The sequence below is a fragment of the Acidiferrobacter thiooxydans genome, from assembly GCF_003333315.1.
GTDB lineage: Bacteria > Pseudomonadota > Gammaproteobacteria > Acidiferrobacterales > Acidiferrobacteraceae > Acidiferrobacter > Acidiferrobacter thiooxydans.
Genome location: NZ_PSYR01000001.1, coordinates 450446 through 465034 on the forward strand (window position 1 = coordinate 450446; position 14589 = coordinate 465034).

General features: G+C 64.9%; 14 protein-coding genes. 11 read left to right on the forward strand and 3 right to left on the reverse strand.

The window, feature by feature from the left end; genetic code table 11:
- The first annotated feature begins 11 nt into the window (after window positions 1-11).
- The gene (locus C4900_RS02270) at window positions 12-692 is read left to right on the forward strand and encodes an FKBP-type peptidyl-prolyl cis-trans isomerase N-terminal domain-containing protein (protein WP_114282249.1); all 681 of its coding nucleotides are present in this window, start codon (window positions 12-14) and stop codon (window positions 690-692) included.
- Between the two features lie 85 nt (window positions 693-777).
- Here the strand turns inward: C4900_RS02270 and C4900_RS02275 are convergent, their stop codons facing one another.
- Entirely contained in the window at window positions 778-984 is a 207-nt protein-coding gene (locus tag C4900_RS02275) for a cold-shock protein (protein WP_065971652.1), read from the reverse strand.
- Window positions 985-1105: 121 nt separating this feature from the next.
- Window positions 1106-1558: an OsmC family protein gene (locus C4900_RS02280; RefSeq protein WP_065971653.1), complete on the reverse strand. Its 453-nt coding sequence runs from the start codon at window positions 1556-1558 to the stop codon at window positions 1106-1108.
- Window positions 1559-1612: 54 nt separating this feature from the next.
- On the opposite strand from C4900_RS02280, the gene C4900_RS02285 reads away from it, so the two are divergent.
- Both C4900_RS02285 and glcE read left to right on the forward strand, forming a co-directional pair.
- Window positions 1613-3094 carry an FAD-linked oxidase C-terminal domain-containing protein gene (locus tag C4900_RS02285; RefSeq protein ID WP_065971654.1) on the forward strand — a complete coding sequence of 494 codons (1482 nt, stop codon included), beginning with the start codon at window positions 1613-1615 and terminating at the stop codon, window positions 3092-3094.
- A 48-nt stretch (window positions 3095-3142) separates the two neighbouring features.
- Window positions 3143-4189: a glycolate oxidase subunit GlcE gene (glcE, locus tag C4900_RS02290; protein WP_065971655.1), complete on the forward strand. Its 1047-nt coding sequence runs from the start codon at window positions 3143-3145 to the stop codon at window positions 4187-4189.
- Here the strand turns inward: glcE and glcF are convergent.
- On the reverse strand, window positions 4158-5378 hold the full coding sequence (gene glcF, locus C4900_RS02295) for a glycolate oxidase subunit GlcF (RefSeq protein ID WP_065971656.1): 1221 nt from the start codon (window positions 5376-5378) through the stop codon (window positions 4158-4160). The two genes, glcE and glcF, sit on opposite strands and share 32 nt — an antisense overlap.
- A 122-nt stretch (window positions 5379-5500) precedes the next feature.
- Between glcF and C4900_RS02300 the strand changes: the two genes are divergently transcribed.
- The 8 genes from C4900_RS02300 (at window position 5501) to C4900_RS02335 (ending at window position 14524) form a co-directional block, all read left to right on the forward strand.
- Window positions 5501-6088, forward strand: a complete 588-nt coding sequence (locus C4900_RS02300) for an Ntn hydrolase family protein (RefSeq protein ID WP_065971657.1) — start codon at window positions 5501-5503, stop codon at window positions 6086-6088.
- Between the two features lie 59 nt (window positions 6089-6147).
- Window positions 6148-7581: a bifunctional metallophosphatase/5'-nucleotidase gene (locus C4900_RS02305; protein ID WP_114282250.1), complete on the forward strand. Its 1434-nt coding sequence runs from the start codon at window positions 6148-6150 to the stop codon at window positions 7579-7581.
- 141 nt (window positions 7582-7722) lie between these two features.
- Window positions 7723-9102, forward strand: a complete 1380-nt coding sequence (gene miaB, locus C4900_RS02310; protein WP_065971659.1) for a tRNA (N6-isopentenyl adenosine(37)-C2)-methylthiotransferase MiaB — start codon at window positions 7723-7725, stop codon at window positions 9100-9102.
- On the forward strand, window positions 9099-10070 hold the full coding sequence (locus tag C4900_RS02315) for a PhoH family protein (RefSeq protein WP_065971660.1): 972 nt from the start codon (window positions 9099-9101) through the stop codon (window positions 10068-10070). Before miaB ends, C4900_RS02315 begins: the two co-directional genes overlap by 4 nt.
- 2 nt (window positions 10071-10072) lie before the next feature.
- Entirely contained in the window at window positions 10073-10525 is a 453-nt protein-coding gene (gene ybeY / locus C4900_RS02320) for an rRNA maturation RNase YbeY (RefSeq protein ID WP_114282251.1), read from the forward strand.
- Window positions 10526-10528: 3 nt separating this feature from the next.
- The gene (locus C4900_RS02325) at window positions 10529-11392 is read left to right on the forward strand and encodes an HlyC/CorC family transporter (RefSeq protein ID WP_065971662.1); all 864 of its coding nucleotides are present in this window, start codon (window positions 10529-10531) and stop codon (window positions 11390-11392) included.
- The gene (lnt, locus tag C4900_RS02330; protein ID WP_114282252.1) at window positions 11364-12887 is read left to right on the forward strand and encodes an apolipoprotein N-acyltransferase; all 1524 of its coding nucleotides are present in this window, start codon (window positions 11364-11366) and stop codon (window positions 12885-12887) included. Before C4900_RS02325 ends, lnt begins: the two co-directional genes overlap by 29 nt.
- Before the next feature lie 395 nt (window positions 12888-13282).
- The gene (locus C4900_RS02335) at window positions 13283-14524 is read left to right on the forward strand and encodes an RNA-guided endonuclease TnpB family protein (protein ID WP_170132386.1); all 1242 of its coding nucleotides are present in this window, start codon (window positions 13283-13285) and stop codon (window positions 14522-14524) included.
- Window positions 14525-14589: the final 65 nt, after the last annotated feature.

Consider the following 14589-nt stretch of genomic DNA (forward strand, 5'->3'; position numbering starts at 1 on the left):
TAGGAGCTTACATGCATAAGAGGTACGCCGCGTTGGCGGCTATAGGCTGCCTGTTGGCGGCCCCCGTCATGGCCAAAGGCCTCTCGCCCCAGGCGCAGTTGAGTTACAGCCTTGGCTATCAGTTTGGCGAGAACCTGCGCAATAACGGCATCCCCGTCGAGCCCGATATCTTCACGCGCGCCATAAGCGATGCCCTGAAGGGCGCGAAGCCGCTTTTGCCACCGGCGCAGATGGCGTCGGTGGTGGCCAAGTTTCAAAAACAGATGCAGGCCCACAATATCGCGATGTTGAAGGCCCTGGGCGCGCGCGAGCAGGCCGCGGGCCGGGCGTTCCGTGCCAAGTATGCGAAGAAGCCGGGCGTGAAAATCCTGCCGGGCGGCGTCGAGTATAAGGTTCTGACCGAGGGGCACGGGCCGCGGCCGACCTTGCAGGATACGATCAAGGCCGACTATTGGGGGCGCTTCATCAATGGCCGGCTGTTTGCGACGAATCAGAAGACCGGCAAGCCGGCGGTGTTTCCGCTAAACGGTCTTATCGCCGGCCTGAAGGAGGCCTTGGTGCTGATGCCCGTGGGGTCCACCTGGCAGATCGTGGTCCCGGGCCATCTGGCCTATGGGCCGCAAGGGCGTCCGGCTATCCCGCCCAATACTACCCTGGTGTTCACCATGCACCTCCTGGGTATTGTGAAGTAGCTGGGTAAGCGTTCCTGCAACCGTGAAATAGGGGCCCTCGGGCCCCTATTTTGCCCTATCGGGCAGCGGTGGTCCGGGACGCGATCTAGCGCATCGGCCGCACGTGAGTTGCCTGCATCCCCTTCTGGCTTCGAGTGCTTTCGAACTCGACCACCTGGCCTTCAGACAGATTCCGAAACCCGTCGCCCTTGATGGCGGAATAATGCACGAACACATCCGGGCTGCCGTCCTGGGGTGCTATGAAACCGAAGCCCTTGGCCTCGTTGAACCACTTCACTGTTCCCATTTGCATCTGCGTCTGCCTCTTTTCGTGAAGATTGAAGTGTCTATGACGGATGGGCCGCCTGGACCGTAATACTCTATCCCGCGACCGGAACCCCCGGTACCAGCAAAAGTCCGAGAGCCTTGGAATGTTAGGAAGGATTCGGCGAGGGCATCCGGCCTTCGTGTATCACCCGACCCTGTTCGTCGGTGACCGCCACGTTGATCGGAATGCCGGCCCTGACGCTTTGGGTGACTGTGCAGTAGTTTTCGAAGAGGCTCAGGCATCTTGGGGTCGCGCCCGGGGCGATCAGCGTCACGTCGATGCCGGTGATCCGCAACCGGCCGGAGGCATCGCGCCCGGTGTGCCCCTGGGCACGGGCCCTGAGCGGCCCGGTTTCGGTATGGGATTTATTCAGACAAAAGAGTAGGCTTGCCATCAAGCAATTGGCGACCGCGGCCGCCAGAAGTTCGGTCGGTTGGGGCCCGCTGCCGGTGCCCGTGGGTGGCGGCTCGTCGGTCATCAGGTCGCCTTGCGCGAAGTGCACTGTGAATCGGAAATCCTCGACCTGCGCGATGTCCACAACCAATCCGTCCTGCGCCATGACATGATCTCCTGGGCTTGCCCGTCGAGGCTTTGCTCGGCAGTATAGGATCGTATGAACGAAATTGCAGAGTCCAACCGGTGTCCGTGGCCCGCGGCCTTCATGCGACGCCTGAAGCGTATCTTGCCTGGCGACGGTCTTCTCCAAAAATCCTCGGATGTGACGGTGTACGAGTGCGACGGCCTGCCGGTCTACCGGGCGCGGCCGTTGGCGGTGGCGTTGCCGCGGAGCGTGACTGAGGTTGGGCAGGTGTTGGCCTTGTGTGCGGAGTATGATGTCCCGGTCGTGGCGCGCGGCGCCGGTACCGGCCTGTCCGGGGGCGCGCTTCCTCACCCGGAAGGGATCGTTCTCGGGCTTGCGCGCCTCGATCGCATCGTGGCGATAGACCCGGACAACCGCATGGCGCGTGTGGAGCCTGGGGTCCGCAATCTGGCGATCTCCGAGGCCGCGCGGTCCTTCGGCCTTTTTTATGCCCCGGATCCGTCCTCGCAGATCGCCTGCACGATCGGCGGCAATGTCGCCGAGAACGCCGGCGGGGTGCACTGCCTCAAATATGGCCTCACCACGCACAATATTCTCGCCCTCAAGTTTTTTACCGCAGACGGCACCCTTCACGAGATCGGCGGTCCGACCGCCGAGGCCCCCCTGGATCTGTGCGCCTTGTTGACGGGCTCCGAGGGCTTGCTGGGGGTGGTGGTCGAGATCACGGTGCGGCTATGGCCCCGGCCGCCGACGACCGTGACGTGGCTCGCCGCGTTCCGGTCACTCGAGGATGCCGCGGCGAGCGTGAGCCAGGTGATCTCGGAGGGGATCGTTCCGGCGGGACTTGAGCTCATGGACGGTCTCGCGCTGTCGGCCGCTCAGGACTATACCGGCATCCGTTATCCCGAGGGGTCGGCGGCGGTGGTGCTGGCGGAGGTCGATGGTGACGATCTGGCGGTGGTCCTGGACGGGGAGCGGTTACGCGCGATCTTCGCCGCCCACGGGGCGTTCGCCCTGCAGCAGGCGTCGCATGACGAGGACCGGCGCCGGTTGTGGCTGGGCCGTAAGTCGGCATTCCCCGCGGTGGGACGGCTGGCGCCCGATTACTACTGCATGGATGGCACCATCCCGCGTCGGTCCCTGGTACCGGTGTTGGCCGAGATTGCGGCGCTCTCGCACCGTTACGGACGACCGGTCGCGAACGTCTTCCATGCGGGTGACGGGAATCTCCATCCGTTGATCCTGTACGACGCGGCGATCCCGGGACAACTCGAGCAGGTCGAGGCCCTGGGCGCCGAGATTTTGCGGCTTTGCCTGCGGCATGGGGGCACGATCAGCGGCGAACACGGGGTCGGCGTCGAAAAGCTCGACGGCATGTGCGCGCAGTTTTCGGCCGCTGAACTCGCGGTCTTTCATGCCCTGAAGTCCGCGTTCGACCCGCATCATTTGCTGAACCCGGGCAAGGCCGTGCCCACGCCGGCACGATGCGTGGAGCCTGGGGGCATGCATGTCCACGGGGGGCGTCTGCCGTTCTCGCGCCTCGAACGGTTTTAGGATGAGGCCGGTCGTCATGGCGAGCGCCATCGAGGGCGCGAGGGGCGCATGAGGGACAATGACAGCGCGCAGGCGCTTGCCGCGGCGGTGCGTGCCGCCTACGACGCCGGTACCCCCATCGAGATCGTCGGCGGCGGGACGCGTCGGGCGTTGGGACGGCAACCGACCGGGGCGCCGCTTTCGGTGGCAGGGCACGTCGGCATTGTGGAGTACGACCCGGCCGAGTTCGTGGTGACGGTTCGCGCCGGCACGCCCATCGCCGCCCTCGAGGAGATTCTGGGGCAAGAGCGGCAGGCCCTGGCGGTCGATGTTCCACGCCTTGACGCGACCTCCACCATCGGCGGGGCGCTCGCGATCGGGCTCACCGGCCCTTCGCGCCCCTATAGCGGGGCATTGCGCGATGCGGTGCTTGGCGTGCGCATCGTGTCGGGGACCGGCGAGATCCTGCGGTTCGGCGGACAGGTCCTGAAGAACGTCGCCGGCTTCGATGTCGCACGGCTCATGGTCGGGGCTTACGGTACGCTCGGGCTGCTCCTGGATGCCAGCCTGCGCCTGACCCGGCGCGCCGAGGTCGAGGAGGTGCGTGACCTCGTCCTCGACTGGCCCGCGGCGCACGCCGCCTTGAGGCGCTGGGAGGGCGCCTTACCGGTGACCGGCGCCTGTTATGTCGGCGGGACATTGCATGTGCGTCTGGCGGGGCGTGAGGAGCGGGTGGCGGCGGCGCGCCGGATCGTCGGTGGGGAGACGGGGAAGCCCGCGTTTTTTACGGATATGCGTGACCTGCGTGGGCCGTTTTTCGCGCCATCGGATGATCTGTGGCGCCTGCTTGTCCCCTCGGGCGCGCCCTGGGAGCCCGAGACCTTGATCGATTGGGCTGGCACGCAGCGCCTCTGGCGGCTTTCGGGAGATCCCGGGCCGGTCTTCCAGTATGCCGCGCGCTGGCGTGGACAGGCCATGCGCCTCATGGGGGGCGATCGCAGCCAAGGTCCGTGGGCGCCGATCGCCCCTGCGACCATGGCGCTCATGGGGCGTATCAAGGCGGCCATGGATCCGCGCGCCATCCTCAATCGCGGGCGACTCTATCCCGATTGGTGAGTGCATCGTAGACGAGATCCAGCCAGTGATGCACGGGGCGATCGCCGTGGCGCGCCAGATGCTGCTGGCAGCCGATGTTGGCGGTTACGACCATCTCCGGATCGGCGCCTGTCAAGGCTTGCCACTTGCGCCGGCCAAGGGCCGTGGCCAGACGCGGATGACGCACGGAGTAGGGTCCCGCTGAACCGCAGCACAGCGCGCCGTCGGCGACCGGGACGAGCGTGTGGCCCAGCGCCTGCAGGATGGCCTCCACGCGTCCGGCCTCCTTCAGGGCATGCTGCAGGCTGCACGGGGCATGCCAGGCGATACGCCGTTGCTGTTGCTCCGGCACGCGCGGCAGGCGCGCGGGATCGATCCACGCGGCGATATCGGTCACGGTGGCGGCGAACGCCTGGGCGCGTCCCGCGGCATCCGTGTCCTGAAAGAGTCGTGGATAGTCTTTCAGAAACGCCGTGCATCCGCTGGCGGTGCTAGTCAGACCCTCCCAATCGCCGGCCTCGGCCAGGGTCAGCGTCGCCCGTGCCGTCGACCGGCCGTCGTCATGGGCGTGAAGGTGGTAGGGGAGCGCGCCGCAGCAGCTTGGCCCCACCTGCTGCGCACTGATGTCGAGGTGATCGAGGACGAGCGCCGCCTTGATGTCGAGGTCTGGACGCAGCGCCGGTTGAACACAGCCCACGAGCAATCCGACGCGGCGGGCGTGGCGCACCGCCGGCCACTCGAGCCCACGGGTGCTCGGCAACACACGCTGCCTCAAGGCCTTGGGGGCGAATGGTCGCAGGCGCCGCGCGCCGCCCATGATCGCCGCCAGCGGCCGGCGCGCAGAGAGCGCCACCATCGAGAGGTGGTCCAGGACGCGTTGTCCCCTCGGCCGCTGCTCCTGGGTGCGCTCGCGTACCGTGTCGAGTATCTCACTGTAATGGACCCCCGCAGGACAGGTGGTCTCGCAGGAGCGGCAGCTGAGGCAATGGCTGAGCGGCTCGAGATCGGCGCCGCCGGCGTTGCCCGCCAGTAGGTCTTTCATGAGGTAGAGGCGGCCGCGCGGGCCTTCGCGCTCATCGCCGGTCAGGGTGTAGGTTGGGCATGTGGCGTTGCAAAAACCGCAGTGCACGCACGCGCGCAAGAGTTCCTGCGCGCGGCGGGCGCGGTCCTCGGGCGGCGGGGAGATCGGTTGGTCCGATGGATTGCTCATGGGCTGAAGGCGACCGTATACTGTGCCCATAGTATAAGGGGGTCGGCCCCGGGTCAAAGTGGCCCGCGGCGCGTGGGGGCGTGTCCAATGATCGCGCTGACGGGTTTCGCAGGGCGGGCGCTATGACAACGATAGTAGTGGTGCGCAAGGGCGATGCGGCGGTGATCGGCGCCGATACCCTGGGCACATATGGTGATCAGCGCGAATCCGCCGATTTCATCAAGAACGCGAGCAAGCTCATACGGGTCGATCATAGCTGGCTTGCCGTGACCGGGCATGCCGCCATGGACATGGCGCTCCGCAACATCTTCCAGGAGACCTCCTGTCGGCGTTCGTTCAAGGATGTGAATGACATCTATAAGACGAGCCTGCAGCTGCATGCCATCTTGAAGGACCATTATTTCTTGAGGCTCGATGGGGACAATGGCGAGGAGGCCTTTGAATCTATGCAGGTGAGCCTCCTGATCGCCAATGCCCACGGGATCTTCGGGGTGTGCTCCAAGCGGACGGTCCTCGAATACACCAAGTTCTATGCCTTCGGCTCCGGCGAACAGTACGCGCTGGGGGCGATGCATGCGGTCTACGACCGCGAGTCGGACCCGGAGCGCATCGCGCGCGCCGGCCTCGAGGCCGCCGTGACCTTCGACACCGGCAGCGGGGCACCGGTCGAGGTGCGACGTATCCCCTTGAAGGATACCGGCGCCTCCTGATCTCGCGGCTCGGCGTAAAGGCCGATGGCGCGGGGGTCGGTGTGGGGCAGCATGGGGCCATGGCCGAGATTACCCTAGTACAGATCAACGATAGCCATGCCTATCTGTATGAGCATCCCGAGGCGTTTGCCGGCGCCGGCGGCACGGTATACCGGAACGCTGGCGGCTATGCGCGCATCGCCACACTGCTGAGCCGGTGGCGGCGAACGGCGCCGGTCTTGTTTCTCGATTGTGGCGACACCCTGCACGGCACCTGGCCGGCGGTAGCGACCCACGGTGCGCTTTTGCCCCCGCTCTTGAACAGGCTCGGGATCGCCGCCATGACCGGTCACTGGGAGTTCGCCTACGGCCCCAAGGGGTTCCAGGACCGGGCGCGCGCCCTTGACTACCCGGTGCTGGCCTGCAACGTCTACGACGAACGCTCCGGGGCGTCTTTATTTTCCCCCTGCGAGGTCTTCGAGGTCGGCAATTGCCGCGTGGGCGTCATCGGCGTGGCCAGTAATATCGTCGACAAGACCATGCCGGCATCGTTTAGCGAGGGCGCGTTCTTTACTTTGGGCCTGGAGGTCATAGGGCCGCTTGCCGCGCGCCTGAGGCGTGATGACAAGGTCGATCTCGTGGTGTTGTTGTCGCACCTCGGTCTGCCGCAGGATCTCAAGCTGCTGGGCATGGCCTCGGGTATCGATGTGTGCCTGAGCGGGCATACCCATAACCGGTTGTTTGCGCCTATGCGCGCCGGCGGCGCGCTGGTCATCCAGTCGGGGGCGCAAGGCTCGTTTCTCGGGCGCCTGGACCTGAGCGTGGAGGGTGGGAGGATCAGGGACTATCGCCACGAGCTCGTCTGCGTGGCGGCGGGGATCGTCCCGGACGCGGCCATGGCCGATGCCGTGAGCGAGGCGTTGCGTCCCTACCGGGAGGAGCGCGATGCGGTGCAAGCCGAGGCCGCGGGCGGCTTCGATCGTTTTGCCATGTGGGAGTCGACCGCCGACAACCTCCTGCTGGCGGCGATTCGCGCCAAGACCGGCGTCCCGCTCGCGTTCACCAATGCCTGGCGTTACGGTGCACCGATCCCCGCCGGCCCGGTCACCCGTGGCGCCTTGCGGGACTGGGTTCCCATGAACCCGCCGGTCTCCGCAGTCACCCTGACCGGCGCTGAATTGCGCACACTCCTGGAGCAAAACCTGGAGCGCACCTTTGCTGCCGATCCCTTTTCGCAGATGGGCGGCTACGTCAAGCGCGCCCTCGGACTGCGCGCCTATGTGAAGCTCGAAAATCCATCCGGATCGCGGCTTGCGGCGTTGTTTGTGGGCGATGAGCCGGTGCGCGACGAGGCCCGCTATGAGGCCTGTTTCCTGACCGAGCAGGCAATCCCCGCGGGGGTTGGGGAGAATCGCCAGGCCCTGGGTCTTGGGGCCGGCGACGTGCTCTGTGAGTACGCCGGTAGTCGCCGCGTGCTGCGCCCTGAGATCCACGGGACCTATACGCTGATCTAGACCCTCGGCCGAGCGCTCGGCCTGCCGGCGGCGCCGGGCCATGGACCGGCGCCGCCGCGCCCGGTTTTCCCGCCCATCGTCTTCGTGGGTGGTAATTCCCTCGCAAGGTCGGTATTGTAAATCCCACTTCAAGGAGCGGGAATGGCGGGCGCTGTCTATATCAAGACCTACGGCTGTCAGATGAACGAGTACGACTCGGCCCGGCTTGCGGACCTTTTGCGGGAGACCCACGGGCTGGTGCGTGTGGACGACCCGGCGCACGCCGATGTCCTGCTCGTAAACAGCTGCTCGGTGCGCGAGAAGGCCCAGGAAAAGCTGTTCTCCGACCTCGGCCGCCTGAACGAATGGAAGGCCATGCGTCCGGGGGTCGTAATCGGCGTCGGAGGGTGTGTGGCAAGCCAAGAGGGCGAGGAGATTCGCCGGCGCGCGCCCTATGTCGATCTCGTATTCGGGCCCCAGACACTCCATCGCGTGCCGGCGCTGCTCGCCGACGCGCGCGCCAGGAAACCGCGTGTCGACATTGCGTTCGTGGAGATGGAGAAGTTCGACAATCTCCCGGAGCCGCGCGCCGACGGGCCGCGGGCATTTGTATCGATCATGGAGGGGTGCAGCAAGTACTGCAGTTTTTGCGTGGTGCCCTACACCCGCGGCCAGGAGTTCAGTCGCCCGTTCGACGATGTCTTGGCAGAGATTGCCGCGCTTGCCCTGCAAGGGGTGCGCGAGGTCACGCTGCTCGGCCAGAATGTGAATGCCTACCAGGGCCGTCGCCGCGACGGACGCATGGCCGATCTCGCGACTCTCATAGGGTATATCGCGCACATCGAGGAGATCGGGCGCATCCGCTTCACGACCTCCCACCCGCTGGAGTTCGGGGACACCTTGCTCGATGCCTTTGCCGCCGAGGATAAGCTCGTAAGCCATCTCCATCTGCCGGTGCAAAGTGGGTCGGACAGGATTCTCGCGCGCATGAAGCGCGGATATACGGTGGCCGAATATCGCGACAAGATCGAAAGGCTACGGTGCGTGCGGCCCGACATCAGTCTCTCGACCGATATCATCGTCGGTTTCCCGGGGGAGACTGATGAGGATTTCGCGGCGACCATGGCGCTGATCGAGGAGATGCGCTTTGATTTGTCCTACAGTTTTGCCTACAGCCCGCGGCCGGGCACGCCGGCTGCGGCGTTTGCAGACGATGTACCGGCGTCGGTGAAGGCCGAGCGCCTGGCGCGCGTACAGTCGCGAAATCTCGAGCACGCTGCCGCCATCAGCCGCGCCATGATCGGACGCATCGAGACGATCCTGATCGACCGCCACGCCCCGCGCGGGCGTGGCGATCTCTCGGGACGGACCGCGAACAATCGCGTCGTGAATTTTCCGGGCGATGGCCAGGATCTGGTCGGCCGTTTCGCCACGGTTGAAATTCTGGAGGTCCGACCCAATTCCTTACGCGGCCGCCTCGTGGGGGTCGAAACCGACGTTCCATCGACGATATCGAAGCAAAGGGAGGCCGCTATTCCTTGAGCACCAAGCCCCAGGCGATACAGTTTTCCGTCCAACCTCCCGACAGCGAACGGCTGTCGCGTCTTTGTGGTCAACTCGACGAGCATCTCCGCCAGATCGAGGGCAGTCTCGGGGTGGAGATCGCGAACCGCGGCAATCAATTCCGCATCACCGGTCATCATGATCAAGCCCGCCACGCCCAACGCCTGATCACCGCCCTCTATGCGGTCACAGGTCAATCCCAGGCCATCACACCATCGGGGGTCAATATGGCGCTGAAAGAGGTATCGAGGACACGCGACGATCGCGATCCGCCCACCGAGTTGCGCATGCCCAAGCAGCGCGTCTACGGGCGCACCGACGCGCAGCGCGACTACATTCGCAAGATCCTGACCCACGATGTGACCTTTGGGGTGGGGCCCGCCGGTACCGGCAAGACCTTCCTGGCGGTCGCCTGCGCCGTGGATGCCCTGGAAACAGGGCGGGCGCAGCGCGTGGTCCTGGTCCGCCCGGCGGTGGAGGCCGGTGAGCGTCTGGGCTTCCTGCCAGGCGATCTCGAACAGAAGGTGGATCCGTACCTGCGACCGCTCTACGATGCGCTGCACGACATGCTCGGCCCCGAGCGCGTCGCCAAGCTGGTCGAAAAGGGTGTGATCGAGATCGCACCCCTTGCATTCATGCGAGGACGGACATTGAATGAGTCGTTCATCATCCTAGACGAGGCGCAAAACACCACCGCCGAGCAGATGAAGATGTTTCTGACGCGCCTAGGTTTCGGGGCCACTGCGGTGGTTACGGGTGATGTCACGCAGATCGATCTTCCGCGTCCGGAGATGTCTGGTTTGCGCCAGGCCTTGCATATCCTGAAGGATGTGGAAGGTATAGCGTTCACGCATTTCGCCAGCGCCGATGTCGTGCGCCACCCGTTGGTCCAGCGCATCGTCGAGGCCTATGAGGCGCGCGAGCCGCGTGTACAGGGCGTGTCCTAGGCGTGCGCCGTGTGTATATCGATCTGGCGGTGGACTGCGATGATTGTGCCGTTCCATCCCGTCCGGCACTGGTCCGCTGGTGCAAGGCGGCGCTCGCGGAGGCCGAGGGCAGCATGCGTCTAGGGCTGCGGGTGGTCGCCGAATCGGAGGCGGCGGAGCTGAACGGGCGCTTTCGGGGACGGCCCGGGCCGACCAATGTGCTGTCCTTCCCGTATCATGACGCGCCGCTTGGCAAGACCCGCTTTCTGGGTGATATCGTCATTTGCGCCCCGCTCGTGAAGGCCGAGGCATCGCGCGCCGGATACCCGGAAAACGCCCATTGGGCGCATCTCGTCATTCACGGTATACTGCACCTACAAGGGCTCGACCATGAGACAGATCAGGACGCACGGGTAATGGAAGCGCGGGAAACACGCATATTGACGGGTTTGGGGTTTAGGGACCCTTATCGTTGAGCCATGGGTCAGGACGATAATGGCCACGCACCCGGGCGGTCGTTTCTCGACCGTTTGGGGCACGTCTTATGGGGGGCGCCGGAGGACCGTGATGCGCTGCGCGAGACGTTGCGCGAGGCGCACGAGCGCGGTCTCATTGGAAGCGACGCCCTCGACATGATCGAGGGGGTGTTTCAGGTCGCGGAGATGCGGGTCCGTGACATCATGGTCCCGCGCGCGCAGATGGATGTGATCGATCGCGAGGAGCTGCCCGAGAGCTATCTGCCGCGGGTGATCGAGACCGGCCACTCGCGCTTTCCCGTCATCGATGGGGACAAGGACAAGGTGGTGGGGATCCTTTTGGCGAAGGACCTGCTGCGGTATTTTCATGGCGAGCAGCGTGCGTCATTCAACGTCTACGATTTGCTGCGGCCAGCGGTATTCGTGCCGGAGAGCAAGCGTCTGGATGTCTTGCTGCGCGATTTTCGATCCAGCCGCAATCATATGGCCATCGTGGTCGACGAATACGGTGGCGTGGCGGGCCTTGTCACGATCGAGGACGTCCTGGAGCAGATCGTGGGCGACATCGAGGATGAGCACGACCTCGATGCCGATGACGTCATGATCATGCAGCGCGCCGAACACGAATTTGTGGCCAAGGCGCTTACGCCCATCAAAGAGTTCAACGAATACTTCGGCACCCATTACGATGACGAGGAAGTGGATACCATCGGCGGCCTCGTCATGACCACGCTCGGTCGTGTCCCTAAGCGCGGCGAGCGCCTCGAGATCGGCGGGCTGCAACTTGAAGTACTGCGTGCCGACTCACGCCGCGTCCATCTCCTGAAAGTCGTTCCGATTGCCGAAGAAAGCGAAGTGGCTGGTTAGCGGATTTCCGCGATGGCCGGCCGCGTTCCTGGCGGGCGCGGTCTTGAATCTGGCCTTTGCCCCCTACCGTCAGCCGTGGGTTGCGCCACTCGCCCTGGGGACCCTCTATGCGCTCCTCATCGCCACGCCGGTGCGTGCCGCTTTCGGTCGTGGTTTCGCCTTCGGCGCGGGGTTATTTGCCTTCGGCGTGCCCTGGGTCTATCTCACGCTGTCGCGTTTCGGTGGTATGCCGCCCCCCCTGGCGGCGCTCGCCTGTATCCTGTTCATCGCGATCCTCGCGTCGTATGCCGGGCTCGCGTGCATGGCCTTTGCGCGCCTGCAAGGACATGACGGCCTCGACCCCTGGCTCTTTGCCGCGATCTGGGTGCTCGGCGAATGGGTGCGGGGGGTGTTTCTCACCGGATTTCCGTGGCTTGATGTCGGTTATGCCGCGAGCCTGCCGCCGCTCATGGCCTGGGCGCCGCTCGTGGGCGTCCTCGGCCTGTCGTTCCTTCTGACCGCAGCCGGCGCGCTCACCGTGAACGCCTTGCGGGGGCGGCGGCGCGACCTGCTACCGGTGTTGCTCATGCTCGGCGTGACACCGGCGCTTGCGGGACTTTCCTTCGTGCATCGCGCCGGCGCGCCGATTACCGCCTCGCTGGTCCAGGGCGATGTCTTGCCCACTGTCAAATGGCATCCGGGCATGCTGCGCATGATCATCCGGCGCTATCTGCGTCTGACCGCAAAGAGTGACGGTCGCCTGGTCATCTGGCCCGAGACGGCGATCCCGACCTATTCGCATCAGCTGCGGCGGCGATTCATACCCTACATGCAGCACTTGGCGCGCGTCGGCGGCCGCCACTTCCTGTTCGGCCTCATCGAGGGTAATGCCAACGATCCCAATGGACCTGTCTATAACGCGGTCATGAGTATCGGGCGTCATGACGGTTTCTACCGTAAGCGCCACCTGGTGCCATTCGGCGAATATCTGCCGTGGCCGGCACTCTTGACCCCGGTCCTGGACGTCCTGCATATCCCGATGGCGAGCTTCACGCCCTGGCATGGCGCAGAGCCCCCCTTGCCTGTTGCGCACGCACGCGTCGGTGTGTCGATCTGCTATGAGATCGCCTACGGATCCTTGGTCACCCAGGGCCTGCCGGGTGCGACCCTGCTTGTCAATGTCAGCGACGACTCGTGGTATGGGCATTCGAACGAGGCTGCCCAGCAGTTCCAGATTGCGCAACTGCGCGCCGCCGAGGCCGGCCGTGACATGGTGATCGCGACCAATGATGGCATCACGGCGCTCGTGGGTCATACCGGGCGGATCCGTGCCCGGCTCGCTCCTTTTCGGGAGGGTGTGCTGACGGTGGTCGCGCAACCGTATGTAGGGCTTACGCCCTATGATCGTTTCGGCAACACCGGCGTCCTGGTCATGCTCGCACTCATCGTGGCCGTGGCCGCGTGGCGACGCCGCGCAAGCCCGGCGTCCGTGCGCCGAGGCGGGACTCCGGGTTGAGGCCCTATCCCCATGGGTCCGGGTTCAATTGAGAGGCACGGCAAGCCTGCGGGTCAGGTCTTCGGGTAGGCCGACCTTGCGCGCCGGAAAGACGTTGACAGGGTATTGGAATCCATGGCGAGCGTCGGGAAGATTCGCGGGCTCAACCCTCGAAGGCTACGCGTCGGCGGCGCTCCTCCTGGGCGGGAAACGTCGAGCGCACAGCAGCCGCGCGGCACGAGCACATGGCCTCCTGTGTGCGACCGGCCATACGACTACCCCGGGGCCCCGATTATCCTGCAGCGCCGTAAAACCCCGCCATCATTGTGGGCCGTACATTGTAGGCCGGATGGCCTATGGCCCATCAGGGCGGGGATATAAGGCGCATCTGTCGTGTATCGGCTATAATTCCCGTCATGTTCCACGCCACAAAAATCCGCCTCTATCCTAATGTCGCGCAGCAAGACCTCATCGCGCGGCAATTGGGGTGTGTGCGCTTCGTCTGGAACAAGGCCCTGGATGTGAAGAAGGTGGCGTGGAGGGAGCGGCGCGAGTCTCTTTCGATCCATACCCTCATCACCATGCTGCCGGTGTGGAAGGCCAGAGACACTCCCTGGCTCAAAGAGGCCGACTCCCAGGCCCTGCAGATGACTCTTCGTCATCTCGATCGGGCCTATACGAACTTCTTTGCCCATCGCGCCGGCTTTCCCAAGTTCAAGAAAAAGCATGCGCCACGTCAGTCTTACGCCTATCCCCAGCGGGTGAAGGTCGAGGGCGATAAGGTCTTTCTCCCCAAGGTCGGCTGGGTGAAGGCCGTGGTCCACCGGGAGATCACAGGCGCCATCAAGACCGTCACGGTCTCACGGTCTGCGACCGGAAAGTATTACGCCGCGGTGCTGACCGAGGACGGAAAGACCCGGCCGGAGCCGGTGCGGCCTGTCACGCGGGTCACCGGCATCGATCTTGGGCTCAGTGACGCCGTCATCACAAGCCATGGCGCCAAGACCCCCAACCCCCGCTTCCTGCGCCGGTCCCTGAAGAACCTCCGACGCAAACAGCAGTCGCTCTCCCGTAAGATCGAGGCCGCCAAGACCCGGTGTGCGGCGGCGGGTCGTCCCGTGGCCGATCTGCGGGACTATTTCGGCAGCAATGTGGCCCAAGCGCGCCAGCAGCTCGCCCGGGCCCATGAACGAGTACGCGATGCGCGCACGGATTGGCAACACCAAGTCTCCCGGCGCCTGGCTGACGAAAACCAAGCGGTCTGCGCCGAGACCTTGAACGTGAAGGGGATGATGAAAAACCGGCGGCTTGCCCGCGCCATTGCCGATGTCGGCTGGTCGGGGCTTGTCACCAAGCTCGAGGCCAAGCTGAAGGCCCGGGGCGGGTATCTCATCCGCGTCGATCGCTTCTTCCCCTCCAGCAAGACCTGCTCTCATTGCGGAGCGAGAAACACGACGCTGACGCTGAAAGACCGGACGTGGACCTGTGCCGCCTGCGGCACCACCCACGACCGCGACGTGAACGCCGCGATCAATATCCGCCATCAGGGCATTTTGCAGTTAAAGGCCGCAGGACTGTCGGTCTCCATTGTAGGCCGTATGGCCTATGCCCATGGAGGCGGCGTAAACCCATCTCCTATCGGGATGGTAGCTGCCTAGGAAGTGGGAAGCTCCGGCCTCTGCAGGCCGTACATTGTGGGCCGCATGGCCCATGGCCCATGGCC